Raw genomic sequence first — 17878 nt, 5'->3', positions numbered from 1 at the left:
ATTTCTAAATGGCGTATGTCGCCATGAACGAACTCAAGCGACTCGTTGAGAGTGTGGATTTTTTCTAAATGGCGTATGTCGCCATGAACGGCTTATCTGTACAGTTGTTTCAAGCATTGCATTTCTAAATGGCGTATGTCGCCATGAACTGATTTTCGCTCAGACATTACCAAAGGCAAATTTTCTAAATGGCGTATGTCGCCATGAACGGCGGAACAATTTGTCATCCACAACAGCATCTTTTCTAAATGGCGTATGTCGCCATGAACCAGCCCAAGGTTGCATCAATCCATTATCTTCATTTCTAAATGGCGTATGTCGCCATGAACATTGGGTTTTAGGATTTGTTCGGGTTATATTTTTTCTAAATGGCGTATGTCGCCATGAACAAAAAAGCAGCCCAAACAGGACTGCTTTAATATTTCTAAATGGCGTATGTCGCCATGAACTTCGCAATAAGATTTTTCACTTATCAGAAATCTTTCTAAATGGCGTATGTCGCCATGAACTGATAGCTTATGTCGACAGCATTATTGCCAGATTTTCTAAATGGCGTATGTCGCCATGAACATTTTTATGTCATCAATTATAATTGTCTTATTTTTCTAAATGGCGTATGTCGCCATGAACAATGTTCAAGCAATAAAAAACCACCCGAGGGTTTTCTAAATGGCGTATGTCGCCATGAACTATAACTCCTGTTATTTGTTTTATTTGGCATGTTTCTAAATGGCGTATGTCGCCATGAACGCCGAATACCTGGAAGAACCAGATTGCAGTCGTTTCTAAATGGCGTATGTCGCCATGAACATTTAGAAAGTGATGAGCCGAACCCTAATGGCTTTCTAAATGGCGTATGTCGCCATGAACATATCTTTCTGCACCTGTTGACCGCTTAATGTTTTCTAAATGGCGTATGTCGCCATGAACTGACTTTCGCCATGCGTGATGTGTTCGCAAATTTTCTAAATGGCGTATGTCGCCATGAACAAATGGGTAATGACGGTTATTATCAAGATATGTTTCTAAATGGCGTATGTCGCCATGAACCTTCGTACTGATAATTAGAGCCATAGCGACTTTTTCTAAATGGCGTATGTCGCCATGAACACACAGTCCATCTGCCATCTATCACTAAATTTTTTCTAAATGGCGTATGTCGCCATGAACGATATGGCAAAGGTTCTTGGTGGCTTAATCAATTTCTAAATGGCGTATGTCGCCATGAACGAAATTGACCAAATGGATGTCTTGGACATTATTTTCTAAATGGCGTATGTCGCCATGAACCTTTACCTAGTAAAGCACGACCACTTTACTAATTTCTAAATGGCGTATGTCGCCATGAACAATGAAGTTTCACTAGCTGACAACTTTACTAATTTCTAAATGGCGTATGTCGCCATGAACATGAAGCTGGAAGCGCTTTAATCTACATGACATTTCTAAATGGCGTATGTCGCCATGAACGTCAAGTCATTTGAGGGCGCAACAATCACATGTTTCTAAATGGCGTATGTCGCCATGAACCACTATTGAAGATATTTTGGCACTTGGCTCATTTTCTAAATGGCGTATGTCGCCATGAACTATCGCCTTATCCCGCTCATCAGGTTTTGGCTTTTCTAAATGGCGTATGTCGCCATGAACAGTCCAATTCATAAAAGAACATGGTGTTGAAAATTTCTAAATGGCGTATGTCGCCATGAACTCATGGGAGATTGCAGATTTTCTATTGATTGATTTCTAAATGGCGTATGTCGCCATGAACTGATTACACGTATCACTATTGTATTTGTGTAATTTCTAAATGGCGTATGTCGCCATGAACTTCCTACAGATTAAAAGGTTCTACTTTTGATCTTTCTAAATGGCGTATGTCGACATGAACTCTATCATAACAATTAAACCAATTCTTCAGTTTTTCTAAATGGCGTATGTCGCCATGAACCCAATACTGGATTGTCATCCCAAGTTGTGGTTTTTCTAAATGGCGTATGTCGCCATGAACACAACTGTTCCATTGATCCATAACCATTGTCATTTCTAAATGGCGTATGTCGCCATGAACAAACGGGATTAATTCAATTTGAGCTAATGCATTTTCTAAATGGCGTATGTCGCCATGAACTCTCAAGCCGATTGGCGATTGGCCCAAAATCTTTTCTAAATGGCGTATGTCGCCATGAACAGTGATAATAAAGCAAAAATATAAGTTACAACAATCATTTATCATGTATTTTATAAATTTACCCAATCAAAAAATGGCTTATTGTAACTTATTGATTTTATTAAGCTGTTAAAGAATAGAAAAATATTGGGTTAAAACTCTGGTACTGTTGAATTACGACTTAATCCATAGCTTCCAAATTTTCCAATACATGCTTCATCAACACGTTTTTTCCCAATGATCAAACGAAATTTCATATCATTAGTTTCACTTTTCATATTGATATAAGGTTCAAAAGTTAGTGTCAACTCCAACGCTTTAAAGTGTTCTGTAGCATCTTCAATAGAAATTTCACGGCGTTTTGCCTGATGCAAAATACGCTGTTCAATCGTTAATTTCGGATTGGCTTTAAAGTAAGTTGCGTAGCCTTTGATTCGATCAACTGGAACCTCACGAGCAGGTAGCACATGAACATAATCCCAAAGCCTGTTTAACCATTGATTTAAATTCAATTGCTCAAGTGCGTCTATAGACTCAGCAAATATACGAATCTTATCACCCAAATAGCCCAGTTGCTTTTGTTTGATTAAACGATATTTAGGAAAAGACACACCATAAGCGATCTTCCCCTGCTCATCCGCTTGTTCAACAAATGCCAAATGAAGTTGCATATATACTTTTGACCAGATTAAATGCAGAGGAATCTCCTCTTGCTCTAATAAAGTTATTTCTAAATAGTAGAGCATCATTAATCCTTACTACTTTGACCAAAAACACCACCACGCACCAAAACAGCCATGACATAATGTTCTTGTTCAGGATTTTCCAAAGCTTCACCTAAAGCATATTTATCAAATAAAGTAAAAAAGTCTTTTTTATCTTTAGGGGTGCGATAGGCTTTACCCAAGTTTGTAACTGCACCATAGGGTTCAATTGCAATAGCTGTTTTCTTATCTTCAAACTCAGGATACCAAGTATCAATGGTACGTAAAGCATTGCCTACTTTCTGTGAGTGCATAGCCGCAACTTCGTTCACATGATAGAGAATTTTACTTTTATCGCCTTTTCCTTTATCCAGTACCAACTCTTCGCTTGGATAAACTTCCTGTGCTTTCCCTACCAATGCATAGGCTTCCACTTTAATCAATAAATAAGCAGTTTCACCTTTTAATGCCTGTGCAATTTGATCCGCTAAGGCTTGTACTTTCTCGTCTACTTGATCGAAAGTATGAAGTGGATATTCCAAAGCATTAAATGTTACTGCTGGCTGGTCATTAACGCTTACTACGACTTCTACTTTTTCTGCACCAACACGGTTACGCCATAAAAAACGTGCATTGGCAATATTTAAGGCATAACGTTTTGCCAGTTCAGTAAAACCATACTTCTCAATATAATTTTGAGCGACAGACCGATAAGAATTTAAAAAAGTTTCATTATTACAAGCCGATGGATTTTCAATTCCACCCAATACTTTTAATGTAAATCCAACTTTTAAAGTATCTTGATGTTCCCCCAAAGCACAGGCATCTACAGTTTGAGGATTGGCATTAGTAATATCCATATCCAATTTCAACATATCTTTATCAGTTTTATTTTTCAGACGATGTGATACTGTTCCTCGTACTGATTTCTGAATGAGTTTTAATGGTGTTTGTTCATTACGTTTATCCCAACTTGTACCATAAAAATATCCATCAGATGGAACAAGTTTCTTTTCAAATGCGAGTACGCTTGCAACTGCTTTTTCATTTTTAGCCATGAGTTTTTCCCTTTTTCAATATCAGGTTAGTTTGTTGTAAAATTTTGGCAAAGATATAAATTATTTTCTAAATCAACGTGGTATTGCCATAACAGTTGATCAATATATTCGATGCGATATGGCATCAAAAACTCCCCTAAAGTCAGAACACTTTCAGCAAAACGATGTGGTGTATTCACATCACGTTGATTTTTTGCTTGTCCTAAGTCAGAAATCCCCTGAAACCCGACTGCAATCGGCACTAACCAACCTTGCGCGTTACGCTTTGATGTCCATATCACTTTGCCATTTTCATCTACGCTCGAACTATGTGTAACTTTTAAATAGTCTAAAACAGCATCCAAAGCATCTTTGCCTTGTTTCATACTTTCTATAACAAGGTCACGACGCTCAACCAACACATGCCCAAGCATCAGTTTATTTAAAATCGGCTTTAATTCTCGATCCTTATTTGCATCTTCATCAAATTGTAGTATTTGACATTTTTTAACAGCTAGAACATCCCCACTTGCTAACTTCATACTACAAATAAGCTGTTGAGCATCTTCTAAAAACTGTTCTTTCTCATCAGGGTCTATATTTTGACATTCAATTAATAAGGAGACTTCCAAATGACAACGTGCTTCTTCAATAAAAGCAGGTCGACTTCCATCTTTGTCCAAAGGATTGGCTGTACCAATAATTGAATGAACAAAATCTCCTTGCCCTTTATAAGTTTGCAAATTAAATTCATGGCAACTCACCCCTACTTTAGTCAAAGATACCTCACAGCCTTTGCTTTGTAGCTTGCGTTGTAAAGCATGAACTGCACCTAGCCAAGCGGTCATTGCTGGAAAACCAATGGTATAAGGACTACTCATTGCATTGGCATTATGGAGTTTTAAATGAGGTATCAATAAAAACTGACGCATTAAAAAAACTCCTTTGCTTGTTGTAATGATTTTTCTACACTTTGTTTAACATCCAATATCTCGCTAGTTCCTAATTTATAAGCATCACTAATCACTTTTTCATAGCTTCGCAATATCCAACGTGCAATTTCCCTGCTTAATTCATCACGCCAATCATGATCTTCTTCTCGTTCTGTTTGATAAATTTTATCTAACCAAATACGCTGTAATTTTGGCAAACTTGCGTAATAATCCTGATTTGACCACCCCTCAGTAGAATATTCCCGAGTCTTAGATGCCAGTACTAATATCTGATCAATTACAAACTGGATAATATTTCGTATTGCTGTGCGAATATCATCATTATTTAAATCAAGCTGCATAAATTTATGTAGCTGAGTGAAGCTTTCTTGATAATTTCTTCGATATAGACATTGAACAAAAAAATCTGTTTTAGGTAAACGAATTGCTCTTTTTTCCAACACAGGTGGGCAACTTGATAATAGATATGCTCGCCCTGCATTTTGACTATTTAAAACACTGACATTTTGTGGTTTAGAACCACCAAATTTTATTTCTGTTAAATTATATATTTCACTAAAATCATTTACACAAAACTTATTATCCCTTTTCAAAGCTCTTGCTTCTTTAGCTGCATCATTAAATCTTATGAAATTTATACGATTTAATAACTCTGTTGTTACAATTGATGGCGTAAGCAAAGACAACAAATGATATTCATTTTCACCTATAGAAAAATATACTTGCTTTAGTAACTGATGTGTTTTAGATACCTCTGAATCTATCATTAATTTTGAAAAAGACTTTTTTGCTTCTTCAAAATCAACATTCAATCTTGCAACAAAATTTTTAGCTATATCTGATTCATTCTTAAAGTGATACCAAACATTTTTATCTTCAACAGATTCTTGTAGAAAAAGATATATTTCTTTTACAAAAGTATCTGTTGCTGCATTACCAAATAAGTCAAAGCTATTTTTACAGTGAACATTATTAGTTATCAATAAACCATTATTGACACTGCTTTTAGAAAATATAAAGCACGATGTCTTTGCATCTGGATGAGTAAAAGTACCTGCATGTGTAGTAATTGCATGACGAGCTTGTTTAATTGCTTTCATTATCCACGCATTTTTCTCATACCTTATCTCTGATTCATTCAATAAATCCGCATTTGGTTCTTTGCCATTTGCTTTCCGCTCTAACCATAACTTTTTCTGTTTAAGCAAAAAATCTTCAAAAACTTCTTCTATCACATTTTATCTCCTCTCTTATTGATCCAAAACCACAAGTCCAAATTGTTCTGAATACATCAGTTTTTTATTCTCATCATATTCGGGCAACATGATTTCCCCATAACGCTCGGATAATTTTTCTATCTTGCGCTCAATATCCTCATTTTCTTGCAATTTAGCAACAGCCAAACGACGCAAAATGTCGTAATAATTTCGATTTAACCATAATCGCTGTTGTTCTAATTCATTCAATTGAACAGGATAAATGTTATAGAAGCCATTTCGATCAATATACTCACCAAAATCATTTTTTTCACAAAATACAAGCTTATGATTTCTCCAAACTGCAAAAAGCTGAATATTAGGTGAACTTTGTCTAAATGGATTAAATTGCTGTGGTAAAGCCGTCAAAAACCATTTTTGTGTTAGCCATGAATTCAACGGTTTTGCCCCAAATTTATTATATGAGGTTAAAGCATCTGCCATGACTGCATGCTCTAAATCTGCCAATTTCTTTATCGCCTGTAAGGGTTGATTGGCTTTAATTCTTGGAATGGCATTAATACTAAATTCAGTTCCTGAAATATCTAATAAATCATTTAAATTTTTGCTCTGTAATTTAAACTTATCATTATTTATTTCAAAACCAGGCTTTTCAAAGGCAACTTTAGCACCTCTAAGCCCTTTTAAATTGTATTGCATTAAAGCAATATTTGGCTTTTGAATATCTTGCTCTAATTTACGATGTCGTAAAACTCGTCCAGAGAGCTGAATAATCGAACGATAAGACGATGGTTCTACTATAGCCCAATCAAAATCATGGTCTCGTCCAACTTCCTCTACAGGCGTTGCAACCAAGATAAAAATTACATTTTCATCGTGAGTGGAGTCCAAATGATGACGAATCACCTCATCTGAAAATGCAGACGCTTGCTCTCCTGATTTTTCCTTACGTTTTAAAACATGATCTAAATGCTTTTCCTGCTCACTTCGCAACACTAATACTTGGCGACTATGATACGCCATGACACGAGGTGCAATCCCCTGTGACCATTCAGCATTGAGCAGATATTGAGTTAAAGCAACACAAGGTGGAATGTTCGCCACACGAACCACACCAAAAGAGACTTTTTTGCCTGTTTTCTCATCTATACTGTGATGATCATAGTGTAAACACTCAATGTTCTGTTGAATCCGTTCAAAGTATTGAGCTTGTAAACTTTGTTCTAGACGCTGTATTTCCTTTTCAGCGACAAGATCAGCACAATCTACAATATAAGCTTTATGTTTAATCACTTGTTTACTCAAAGCACCTGAGCGTAGATCAACAAACTTATCATGGGCATTTTTATAATGTTGGATTGCCTCTTTTTGATTGTCCAAATCAATAGATTGAATTTGAGTTTTAAACTCATCCACCCACATGGCAACAGTATTGCTATGCTTTAATTTCTTAAACGCACAGTACAACATCCAACCTTGTTGATAGGCATTAAAAAATCCCTCAGCCAATGCAGGCGGAATGGTTGCAGATGAAATCATCACTTTGCGACCTAACATTCCTGCTAAATGGACGAGTCGAGCAATGGCAATTAAGTCTTGACCATTAAAATCATCAACCTCATCAATCACCAAATCAGAAGATGAAAGCCTTAAACTCGGTAAAATATATTTTCCGCCACGTTTAGTTTCAGTCGCAGCCATCAAATGGTCAATGGTACATGCCAACACAGGTTTATATAAAAATGCTTTGTTGCGCTCAGCCTGATTTTGAGGAAATAACGCATCCATAAAATCAGCTTGTGGCATGGATTCATAATCCAGTTCATTGTCTAATAATTCCTCCAATGACTCCGACCCAATTTCTTCTATGAGATGAGATTCATCTTGTTGAGGATTTTTTGCATTTTGATGATGGAGTTCCTGAACCGCTTTTGAACCAATTAAAACAGCAAGTTCATCATTGCTTAAACCAATATCATGACGATAAGAATCACCTGTTTGTAAAGTTAAGGTTCTTAATCCCAACGCCAAAATATAGCGTAATGACTGCGCATCTTTAGACAAAGCTTGCATAATCTTGGCATTGGCAATAGTTTTTCCTTTACCTGTACTTGCCATATTGACAATAAACCAACCCTGTTTTTCAGCAGCTTCATTTTTCTGAATAAATTGCTGAATGCCTTTTACTGCCTGATCTTGCCATTCAAAACCTTGAGGACTTTTCTTTTTTAATTTTTGAATATCATAAGCAGGTTCCATCTCATCGGCTAAACGACTCAATGATTGTGCCACTCGCATCGCATTATCACTGACTCGCACCAAATGCTCATCTAAAAATTGTTTAACTTGTTTAGTCTTAGGATCAGTATTTGCTCTCAATGATAAACTGGTTTTCCATGTTTTATCTGCTTCACAAGATGAATAATAATGATCGCCCAACATCAAACATAATCGGGCATGATGTAAAATGACTCGCCAACTCCCATCTGCAAAGATTTGTTCGGTTGTATGTGATTCTAGTAATAAACGAGCTGACCATTTTTTGATTTGTTTTGTCCATTCAGCAGATTGACTCAATAATCCCTGTTCAAACTCAAAACAGAGTTTAAGACGTTGCTGATAATCTTGTTCATCAAATTTATTTTGATAGCCCCAGTCTACTTTTATACTTTTAAATAAACTTGCCAGTGTTTCTTTCTTTGTATCAGCATAATCCCGACGTCGTTGCTCATCCTTTAAAGCAGGCAAACGATGATGTGAAACAATCAACCAAGCCACTAATTGCGCCAAAGGTGGTAGTTGATCCAAGACTTTAGATTGGTCTGAATTTTTAATAATAGTTTGCTTTAAAAATTCTTCATCCCATTTCTGCGCTATTAATAAATTCAACCATGCTTCATCAGTGTCAATATTGCCTGATGATTGAACTAAAGCATTGAGCAAAAGACAGGAAATCCACTCATGCCGTAACGGATCGCCTTTCTTGGTATTATTACTTTGGGGTTTTAATTTCTCTTGAAAGAGAACTGTTGCTTTGCCCCAATCATGAAGTAAAGCAGATACCGCCACAAGTGCCTTAATTAAAGGCAAATAATGCCAGTCATTTTCCCATTTATTTTGAGCCAAACTTTTTTTGGTGGTATTTACAGGCACAATCCCCTGCGTATTAAACTTATTGCGATTTCCAACAATCCACATCAATTCACTTCTACGACGTCCACGTATCCAATGACATGAAACCGCTGTACTTTTCGTCGCAGTTTTTCTAAGTAATTTTTTGACCGCCAACAATCCATCTTCGGTGATCACCGTTTGCCAAGTGTTATCACCAATACGATCTGCAAAAGCATCCAATACACGGCGAGTACGAGGAATCGCTTTCTTTTCACATTGGGAAATGAATGTGACAATCATAATTCATTCCCCTGATTTAAAAAGTTTCTGCAAGCTTGCAATTTGACCTGTTCAAACATCCAGTCCAGACAGCGATATTCGGTAAATTTTTGAAGTAACTGTTGTCTAAATTCTTGTTCTTTCATACCCTCTTTGGCACAAATAAATGCCCACGGCAACACCACCGCATCTTTAATCAAATCTGCTACATCAAAGACTAAAGCTCCACGTCTGGTTTTTCCATGCATTACCGCGAAACTATGACTAATACCTAAGACCCAAAGCGTTGTCGCACTGAGCCCATAAGCCAAATAATTCCCATGATTCAAAAAATCATTGGCTAAATCCCCCTGTTCTGGATTACGTTCAAAACTGAGTTTGCAACGAGTCGCAGCAATTTTATAAAGCTGTTTAGTAGTCATGGCTTCGGCAAGCAATAGATCTCCAACTTTGTTTTGACGTGGAATTTTTTTCTCAAAACCAGTTAAAGCTTGTTGAATATCCACATCATCCAGATAGAAACCCTCATCTTTTAAGTCTTTATCTTTGGCCCAAATTCTGCGGATAAACTCGATACGGGCAATTTGAAAAGCTTTCGCCACTTCCAAGCGTTTGGCTTCATCAAACCAGAAACTCATCCACCCCTGCATGTACTCAGTCGGGCGATATTCACTTTGTGGGGTCAGCCATTCCACTTCGCTGCCTGAAAATAATGGTGTTCCACCACCACCACAAAAACCAACCAGAACGCCTGCACTACACAACATCCGCATGGCTGCCTGCGTGATGGAAGTTCCTGTACCCAGTAAAATCACAGTAGTATTGGCAATCGGGATATTCCAGTATTGATTTTCATTTTTAGCTTCGTCAGGTATAGAACTCGACCATCTTTCTGCATAACTCGACAATGTTCAAGGTAATATAGATTGGCACGTTTGGAATGTAATATTGCTTTTAAATCAGATGGGTTAAGTTGTTCCATTCTTTTGATTTCTCTTGTTTTTTCTTATACTACTTGAACAGTTCGTAATAAAAAAGCTGCCGAAGCAGCTGAACGACACCTGATGTCGTTTTAATAAGTATTTTTAAAATTAAGACTCAATTTTATCAAACTGGCGATCAATTAGACTTAAGCGACCACGCACGATATCAGACAACATTCTCCAGTCAGAGATAAAGCTGTAAAATGGTTGTTTAAAACTGGCTGGCTTATTATGTTCATGAAAGAAGTGCCCCACCCACGCACAGGCATAACCAGACACTAAACCATAAGCCAAATATTTTGCCTTACGTTGGCGAATGGCTTTACTCCAGAAATAAATACCTAGAGAGCTACCAACTGCATGTAAACGACGGCTATTGATATTACGGTGTTCAGTTAAATAAAAGCGATAAAATTCATTATAATTTTTAATGGGTAATACGAATTCCACTGGCTGAGTGATATTTGCTGGTGCATTCATTTTATGATCGTCCTAATCGTGCAAAAACTCTTCACACGTTACTGCATTTCTTGAACAAAATAAAGTCATTGTGTAGTGACATACTTCAGCTTCAAAAAACTTTAACAATCATTTGCTGGATCAACAGGCTATACTCATTTCAATTTATTATTTGAAATGGTCAGGAGCCATCAGGTCATGGAAATCGAGCTTAAATTTCAACTTCCTGAATCCAAGAAAAAAAGTGTCTTACAAACATTAAATAAGCTTAAGGCACAAAAAATTCATTTACAGGCAAAATATTACGATACGCCTGAACGCCTACTTGCAAAAAACCATGTTGCAATACGCTTGCGTCAGGAGGGCGATGGCTGGGTACAAACTTTCAAGGCAGCCAGTAAAAATTATCTACAACGGATTGAAGAAGATATTGTATTAGGTAAATGTGAACAGGAACCTGAACTGGATTTGTCGCTTTATCAGCATAACCAGACCGTTCAGAGTGTGTTGCAAGACATTCTGGGTGATGCCCCTGCTGATTTACAATTGCAGTTTCAAACTGATGTGCAACGTACTTATCACGTATTTGGGTTTAACAATTCACAGATTGAAGTCTGTCTGGATGATGGTGAAATTCGTACAGGCAAAGATCAGGCAAAAATCTGTGAAGTTGAGTTTGAACTCAAGCAAGGTTCAGCTCAGGATTTAATTGAATTTGCTCAAACATGGGTAGGAAAATATCAACTCTGGCTGGATGTGCGTAGTAAGGCAGAACGTGGCAATTTATTGGCTATGGAGAAAAAATCCTCTCCTGCCACCAAAGCAAAATCACTTAAATTAGATCCGAATCTATCGGCTGAACAGGCACTGAAATTGGTGATTGAAAATAGTCTAAACCATATTCTACCCAATGCGGCTGCAATCGCTGGTGGCGTGGCTGAGGCAGATCATATTCATCAGGCACGGGTGGGTTTACGCCGTTTACGTTCAGCATTAAAACATTTTTCCAATTGGTCAGAACACATCAATCCTGCTTGGGAAAGTGAGTTGGCCGATATTTTTAGAGCATTGGGACAATCACGTGATCATGATGCCATTCAGGATTCCGTCATTCCATTGATCAAGGAAGTCTGTGATTTTGATTTTGCATTAAGCTCCAGTAGCGATCCTGAAATTACCACACAGTTAAGTAGCTCTAGAACCACACAATTATTTTTATCCCTCCTTAGCTTTATTTACAGTGAAAATGAGGCAAAGACCAAATTGTCCAAACAAGTCACTAAAAGCTTAAGCAAGCTCTATCACAAGATTTTAAAAGATGCCTCCCAATTCCCTGAACTTTCCATAGAACAGCAACATCGTACCCGTAAGCGAGTTAAGCAGTTACGTTACTGTATTGACTTTACTGCTGGGCTTTATCCTGAAAAGCAGGTTCAGCAGTTTCTAGATAAGTTGCAACCGATTCAGGAATATTTAGGTTTTTATAATGACCTGTTCGTGGCTGAGCAGATTTTCCAGCAACAAGTTTCTGAAAAGCCAGAATTTTTATTTGCTTTAGGCTGGATCAAAGCCCAGCAGCCTCATGTAGCAAAAAAAGCAAATAAAAAGCTACAGGTGCTTTCTCATAAAGATATTTTTTGGGATGAGGAGCGATAGGTCCACAAGGGAAAACCGCCTTGCACTGCCCCAAACGCTATAAATAATCAGATACTTTTTGTGCAGGCAATATCTTACTTTTCAAGGATGAAAAGTAAGCAAAAATCCTTTGTTGGGCTGATGGCACATCCTTGATGCCACAGCCCAACGGCGGCATCCATGCCGCCTCTCACGATAGCCAATATTTATTCGTATTTGAAAGATAGAATAAGAACTTTTTGAAGTTTGGGATTTAACGATATTTCCCAAAAATTTTCCAAACACCATTATCGGCAATTGGATCACTATAACTATCATTACGCTGTTTACGTGGTTTATCCCGTGCATCAACCAATTGAAAATTTGGCTCAACACTTAAAATCATGCCATTCATATAGAAACGGGTTCGGGTATATTCACTCTGCCCATGCTGGAACACATAGGTCCGTAAATCAATAAATTCTCGATGTGCCACCAAAGCAGCCGTATCATCACTTTCCAGCCATTCCTGCATGGCAAAAATCTGGTCGGTATCAAACTGTCCACATTTTTCAACCAGTGCGGCTACCCCCCGAAAGGTTTTAGATTCTTTAGCGCGGGTTTTATTAATGCGGATGCGATCAACATGAAAGAAAAATAACGGCAAATTTAAATGACTGGGTAAATGAATGGCATCCACCACCTCATCCTGCATAAAAGGCTGACAAAGCTGCTGTGCCCTCTCAATTAAAGGTTGCCACTGTCGATAGTATTCATCCACTTCATGTTTCAGGCCATAATAAATCGGCAAACCCTCCACATGCTGTAAATTTTGTGGTGGATGGATGTGTTGACGCAGTAAGGCAATATCTGTTTTTAAGCTTTGGATCGCAATTGCATCTGACATTTTGGTTATTCTAACTTGCTTAGGCTATTTTAGAGTAAGGCAAAGGTTTAGTTTCAGCAAGGCTTTGTCTATAATAGTGTGTCTTAATTTGTCGCTGGAAATGATCATGTCTCAAAAAATTAACGCTACCGATGTGACGGAAGAAGAAGCTTTAAATGCGGTATTTTTTGAGCGTGCTGATGAATTTATCAAACAGGCCAATGAATTTTGCCGCCCGCCAAAAGGACAAAAAACTGATCCAGCCGAGTTACGTGGGCAAGTCAGTGCAGCCATGTTATTTGGAACAGCCCGTTTTAATACCTGGGTGGCGGCCAATAACTTTAAAGATGGCAATGAAATGCGTGATGCCAAAGAACAGGTCATGTCTTATTTACTGCAACAATTCCAGATGATGCTTGAAGACAACTTTGACGAATATTGTGACCAGTTTGAAAACTATTTACGTTTCCGTAAGAATGAAGATTTTCATGCACATAAACATGATCACGATCATTGATAGTCATTCTGTAAATAATAAAGCCACCGATTTGGTGGCTTTATTATTTTGATCATTTATTTCGTGGCTTGAGCCTGACCATACTGATCAGCCATCACCTCAACAAACTGATCCAGCTTGATATATTTCTTAATCACGGCATCCACATCAGCCTTACTGAGTTTGGCAATCTCCTGATCACGCTTTTCACGATCCAGCAGGGTTTTATTGCGTTCCAACTGTCCAGTTAACATGCCATGAATCTTGCGCTCATCTTCCAAGGAAGTGACACGTTTTTTCATAATATCGGCTTTGGCTGCTTCCAGTTCCTGTTCAGTTACACCTTTACTCAACAAGTCTGTCAACACCTTATGCACAGACTGGGATACCTGATCAGAACGTCCAGCGGTATAGTTCGCTGTAATACTGATTGAGCCACTTTCTGTATCTGAATCCAAGTCCAGATTACTGCCAAAACCATAGACCAGCGCATTCTTTTCACGTAACTCCTGTGCCAAACGCGAGGAAAGCTGCGAGTTCCCCATAATATGACTGAGAATAATCAATGCTGGCGCATCTGGATGATAGGCACCAACAGGCATGGTAAGAACACTTTGGTAACTTCCAAACTCTCGCTGTTCTGACAAGGCATGTACTTTCTGTGCTTTAAAAGCCACATAAGGGGAAGTAATTTTTTGATAAGCCTGTTTAGTTTTCCATGAACCAAACGCTTTTTGCAGCGTTTGCTGCATTTTTTTCGGATCAAAATCCCCTGTTACCGCAATTTGGGCATGGTTGGTCACGAAGAACTGGTTATAGAACTGTTTAATTTGCGCTTGAGTTGCATCATTTAACTGTTTCTTGACCAGATCAGGCTCAAAGTGATAACGCATATCCCCAGGCTGGTAGGTTTCCAACAATCTTGCCAAGGTCATGGACGCGACAGTGGCAGGCTCGGTATACGGACGATCCAGTACCGACAAGCTTTGGTTTTTCGCCAAGTCAAATTCAGACTGGGCAAATTTAGGTTGCTTAACCACCTCAATAATAAAGTTGAGGAAATCTTCAAACTGGTCTTTTTTGGCATTGATGTTAATGATCAAACCATTGCCATTTGACGTGACAGAAGCTCCACCACTTGCAGCAATTGCTCTATCGGTAATTTCCTGCAAGCTATGCTTTTCTGAACCACGCAACATCAGGTAGCTGGTCAGGTCTAAAGTCACGCCCTTGCCAAATAAGGTTTTTTCATCGCCAAAGTCCAGACTGATGGTGGCATAAGTTTTGTCATCGCGTGTTGGTGTTGGGAATAAGGCATAGCGAATACCGTTTTTAAATTCACCACGTTGAATCTTTTGCTCATTCTTTTGCAACTGCTGGGCAGACTGGGTGACAAACTGGGCGACTTCCTGCTTATAAACGCTGGCATCTTTCAATGGCTCAGCTTTCTCAGCGCTCTGGTCCAGCGTTTTAGGTTTTTCCTGAGTATTTTGAGTCATTGCCTTTTTCTGGTCTTCAGGTGTTGGCAAGATGTCTCCAGAAATACGGTGTGATGAAACTAAAAACTGCTTCAATATCTGGTTGGCATCATTCAGCTTTAAGTCCTGAATAGCCTGTAAATCTTTAAAATACTGGTCCCATTGTCCATGTGAAGCCACAGCATAATCACTCAGGCGTGAACCTAAAGCTGTCGCATCCTTGGCAATGGTATCAGCGGCATTTTGGGTCATGTTCTTGACCCGCTGCAACTCTGCATCAGTAAATGGCTGGCTATTTTCCACGCCTGTCGTTAAGGCTTCATCGACTTTTTTGGCATCATGATTCGGCGCATAAATCGCCCCCATAAACACCAGATTAAAATCCTGATCCAGCCATGTTGTCGACTGCACAGCAGTGCTAATACCTGTTTCCACCATACTCTTATAAAGAGTACCGCTCGGCTGCATGGTATAGAGTGCGGGTGCCATCGACAAGGCAGACTGTAGCTGTGCATTCTGCCCATTCATATAGACATGGAATTTGGCCAGGTCACTACCCTTTTGCACAGTAAACTGACGCTGCTCAATCTTGCTGGAATCCAGTACAGGCACTTTTACAGGTGCAGGCACAGCCCGTGCTGGAATGGGGCTAAAATATTGATCAATTTTATTCAGTACTTCCGTTTTATCAAATTTACCCGAAATAACCATAATCGCATTATTCGGTGCATACCATGTCTTATAGAACTGGTTGAGTTCGTTCATGTTAATGGATTTTAATTCAGGTAAATCCCCAATTGGCAAACGCCCCAAGTATTGATTACCGTATGCTGCTTTAAACATCTGATCCATTAAAACCGCAAAAGGCTGATCCATACGGATTTCGCGTTCACGTTTCACAATCTCGATTTCAGACGGTACAAATTTTTCCTGCAATACCAGTTTGTCCATACGCTCAGATTCGAGGTACAGGATTTCATTTAAGGCAGTTTTTTCTGGACGGACAATATTTAAATACTTGGTAGAGTAATAATCGGTACTGGCATTGGTCATCAGGGTATATTGGTCTAAACGGCGCTGAAACTCCTCACCCTTGACATTTTGTGTGCCTTTGAAAGCCAGATGTTCCAGTAAATGAGCCAGACCACCCTTGCCTTTTGGATCATTCAGCGAACCTGTCAGGTAGATTGTGTTGACGTAAACCTTATTTTCTTTATCATTTGGTGCAAGAATAACTCTGAAACCATTATCTAATTTATATTCTTCAATATTTTTTTCAGTTTTGACCAGTACTGTCTGAGACCAGGAAGTTGCACTTAACCCGATTAAACAAAGAGAAAGGGTAAGCTGCTTAAACCGCATTAACATAGATTATCCAAGTATTTTGGGTGATTTAAATAAAAACAATAAGCTATAGTAGAGAACGATTCGCATTTTTAATAGTGATGTTTTGAAAAAAGCTGCTGATTTAAACAGCTTTTTTCTTTGTTTTTATAGAGATTTAGTTACAAATCAGATCATCAGTTCGGCCTGCATGTATAGTTTCGCATAGCCTGAGATTTCAATACGCTGTTCCGACTCAATGACACATTCCAGAATCCCACCGCGAGTCGATGCCTGATAAGCTATCAACCGTTTTTTATCCAGTTTTTCCGCCCAAAGCGGCGCAATTGCAGTATGGATTGAACCCGTTACAGGGTCTTCGGCAATACCAACTGCTGGGGCAAAATAACGCGAAATACAGTCAAACTTTCCCTCACCTCTGGCAGTTATGGCAACATCAGGTTGAGATGCGGTAATGGCGGCACGTAATCTGCCTAACTGTTTTAATTTCTCAAAATCTGGCTGCTCATCCAATACATCCTGTACCGACTCATACTCAACAATATAGGCCTGGGCATTGAGATAGACGGCCTTAAATGGCTTGCTTAGACCCTCACGAAGTTCCTGCGGATAGTCTGACACCTGTTCAGCCTTACGAATTGGAAAATTCATTTTAATTTTGCCATCATCTTCCTGACTGACCACAAAAATTCCCAGCTTACGCACATGAAACTGAATGGTTTTCTCAGCAGTAAAATCCTTAAACAACACAAAGGCACTGGCCAAGGTGGCATGGCCACAAAAATCAACCTCAGCCGTTGGGGTAAACCAGCGGATTTCATAATTGGTCTTATTCACTTTTTTAACAAATGCGGTCTCGGACAGATTGTTTTCCAGCGCAATATTCTGCATCAGGATGTCATCCAGCCATTGCTCGGTGACAATCACCGCCGCAGGATTGCCCTTAAATAATTGTTTGGTAAACGCATCCACCTGATACATTTTCATTGCACAACACTCTCAAGATTTTTAATTTATTTTGAACACATGGTCTATAAATGATAGATACAGATTTTTTTAAATTTACGATACACGGCCAGCTCTGAACATTTAACAAAAACTGAAAGCTCAATGGTTTGATAAAACCATAAATAAAAAAGAGTGG

Annotated in this window: 11 protein-coding genes, 1 pseudogene and 1 CRISPR repeat array (1 of these 13 only partly in view); of the genes and pseudogenes, 2 read left to right on the top strand and 10 right to left on the bottom strand. The window is 38.6% G+C overall.

What is annotated here, in order from left to right; translation table 11 throughout:
- Positions 1-2191: direct repeats of the CRISPR family, unit length 28 nt; unit sequence TTTCTAAATGGCGTATGTCGCCATGAAC (it extends 2463 nt beyond the left edge of the window).
- Positions 2192-2322: 131 nt separating this feature from the next.
- The 7 genes and pseudogenes from cas6f to N5J47_RS03015 form a co-directional block, all read right to left on the bottom strand.
- Positions 2323-2916, bottom strand: a complete 594-nt coding sequence (gene cas6f / locus N5J47_RS03045) for a type I-F CRISPR-associated endoribonuclease Cas6/Csy4 (RefSeq protein WP_279959272.1) — start codon at positions 2914-2916, stop codon at positions 2323-2325.
- Positions 2917-2918: 2 nt separating this feature from the next.
- On the bottom strand, positions 2919-3932 hold the full coding sequence (gene csy3 / locus N5J47_RS03040) for a type I-F CRISPR-associated protein Csy3 (RefSeq protein ID WP_279959273.1): 1014 nt from the start codon (positions 3930-3932) through the stop codon (positions 2919-2921).
- Positions 3933-3958: 26 nt separating this feature from the next.
- On the bottom strand, positions 3959-4843 hold the full coding sequence (gene csy2 / locus N5J47_RS03035; RefSeq protein ID WP_279959274.1) for a type I-F CRISPR-associated protein Csy2: 885 nt from the start codon (positions 4841-4843) through the stop codon (positions 3959-3961).
- Positions 4843-6096, bottom strand: coding sequence for a type I-F CRISPR-associated protein Csy1 (gene csy1 / locus N5J47_RS03030; protein WP_279959315.1), 1254 nt, complete (start codon positions 6094-6096; stop codon positions 4843-4845). The genes csy2 and csy1 overlap by 1 nt, the downstream gene beginning before the upstream one ends.
- Before the next feature lie 18 nt (positions 6097-6114).
- The gene (cas3f, locus tag N5J47_RS03025) at positions 6115-9495 is read right to left on the bottom strand and encodes a type I-F CRISPR-associated helicase Cas3f (protein WP_279959275.1); all 3381 of its coding nucleotides are present in this window, start codon (positions 9493-9495) and stop codon (positions 6115-6117) included.
- Positions 9492-10456 (bottom strand): annotated as a pseudogene (gene cas1f / locus N5J47_RS03020) (type I-F CRISPR-associated endonuclease Cas1f). The gene cas3f and the pseudogene cas1f overlap by 4 nt, the downstream one beginning before the upstream one ends.
- A gap of 109 nt (positions 10457-10565) precedes the next feature.
- Positions 10566-10937, bottom strand: a complete 372-nt coding sequence (locus tag N5J47_RS03015; protein ID WP_279959276.1) for a DUF962 domain-containing protein — start codon at positions 10935-10937, stop codon at positions 10566-10568.
- A 177-nt stretch (positions 10938-11114) separates the two neighbouring features.
- On the opposite strand from N5J47_RS03015, the gene N5J47_RS03010 reads away from it, so the two are divergent.
- Positions 11115-12572 carry a CYTH and CHAD domain-containing protein gene (locus tag N5J47_RS03010; RefSeq protein WP_279959277.1) on the top strand — a complete coding sequence of 486 codons (1458 nt, stop codon included), beginning with the start codon at positions 11115-11117 and terminating at the stop codon, positions 12570-12572.
- A 232-nt stretch (positions 12573-12804) separates the two neighbouring features.
- On the opposite strand, the gene N5J47_RS03005 is transcribed toward N5J47_RS03010, so the two are convergent.
- The gene (locus N5J47_RS03005; protein ID WP_279959278.1) at positions 12805-13437 is read right to left on the bottom strand and encodes a hypothetical protein; all 633 of its coding nucleotides are present in this window, start codon (positions 13435-13437) and stop codon (positions 12805-12807) included.
- A gap of 106 nt (positions 13438-13543) precedes the next feature.
- On the opposite strand from N5J47_RS03005, the gene N5J47_RS03000 reads away from it, so the two are divergent.
- Positions 13544-13933, top strand: coding sequence for a DUF3144 domain-containing protein (locus N5J47_RS03000; protein WP_279959279.1), 390 nt, complete (start codon positions 13544-13546; stop codon positions 13931-13933).
- A 56-nt stretch (positions 13934-13989) separates the two neighbouring features.
- On the opposite strand, the gene N5J47_RS02995 is transcribed toward N5J47_RS03000, so the two are convergent.
- Together N5J47_RS02995 and N5J47_RS02990 are read right to left on the bottom strand one after the other, a co-directional pair.
- Positions 13990-16758, bottom strand: a complete 2769-nt coding sequence (locus N5J47_RS02995; protein WP_279959280.1) for a pitrilysin family protein — start codon at positions 16756-16758, stop codon at positions 13990-13992.
- 144 nt (positions 16759-16902) lie between these two features.
- The gene (locus N5J47_RS02990) at positions 16903-17721 is read right to left on the bottom strand and encodes a PhzF family phenazine biosynthesis protein (RefSeq protein WP_279959281.1); all 819 of its coding nucleotides are present in this window, start codon (positions 17719-17721) and stop codon (positions 16903-16905) included.
- Between the last annotated feature and the right edge of the window lie 157 nt (positions 17722-17878).

Origin of the sequence: Acinetobacter sp. GD03645 (assembly GCF_029845285.1) — a bacterium.
GTDB lineage: Bacteria > Pseudomonadota > Gammaproteobacteria > Pseudomonadales > Moraxellaceae > Acinetobacter > Acinetobacter corruptisaponis.
Note: the sequence above shows the minus strand (reverse complement) of the source record. Positions and strands in the feature narration are given on the sequence as shown.

What these genes read in the sequence shown, in the direction of transcription:
- N5J47_RS03010 (WP_279959277.1), top strand. Translation starts at nt 11,115, where the DNA reads ATGGAAATCGAGCTTAAATTTCAACTTCCTGAATCCAAGAAAAAAAGT.
- csy2 (WP_279959274.1), bottom strand. Translation starts at nt 4,843, where the DNA reads ATGCGTCAGTTTTTATTGATACCTCATTTAAAACTCCATAATGCCAAT.
- cas3f (WP_279959275.1), bottom strand. Translation starts at nt 9,495, where the DNA reads ATGATTGTCACATTCATTTCCCAATGTGAAAAGAAAGCGATTCCTCGT.
- N5J47_RS03000 (WP_279959279.1), top strand. Translation starts at nt 13,544, where the DNA reads ATGTCTCAAAAAATTAACGCTACCGATGTGACGGAAGAAGAAGCTTTA.
- N5J47_RS02990 (WP_279959281.1), bottom strand. Translation starts at nt 17,721, where the DNA reads ATGAAAATGTATCAGGTGGATGCGTTTACCAAACAATTATTTAAGGGC.
- N5J47_RS03015 (WP_279959276.1), bottom strand. Translation starts at nt 10,937, where the DNA reads ATGAATGCACCAGCAAATATCACTCAGCCAGTGGAATTCGTATTACCC.
- csy3 (WP_279959273.1), bottom strand. Translation starts at nt 3,932, where the DNA reads ATGGCTAAAAATGAAAAAGCAGTTGCAAGCGTACTCGCATTTGAAAAG.
- cas6f (WP_279959272.1), bottom strand. Translation starts at nt 2,916, where the DNA reads ATGCTCTACTATTTAGAAATAACTTTATTAGAGCAAGAGGAGATTCCT.
- N5J47_RS02995 (WP_279959280.1), bottom strand. Translation starts at nt 16,758, where the DNA reads ATGTTAATGCGGTTTAAGCAGCTTACCCTTTCTCTTTGTTTAATCGGG.
- N5J47_RS03005 (WP_279959278.1), bottom strand. Translation starts at nt 13,437, where the DNA reads ATGTCAGATGCAATTGCGATCCAAAGCTTAAAAACAGATATTGCCTTA.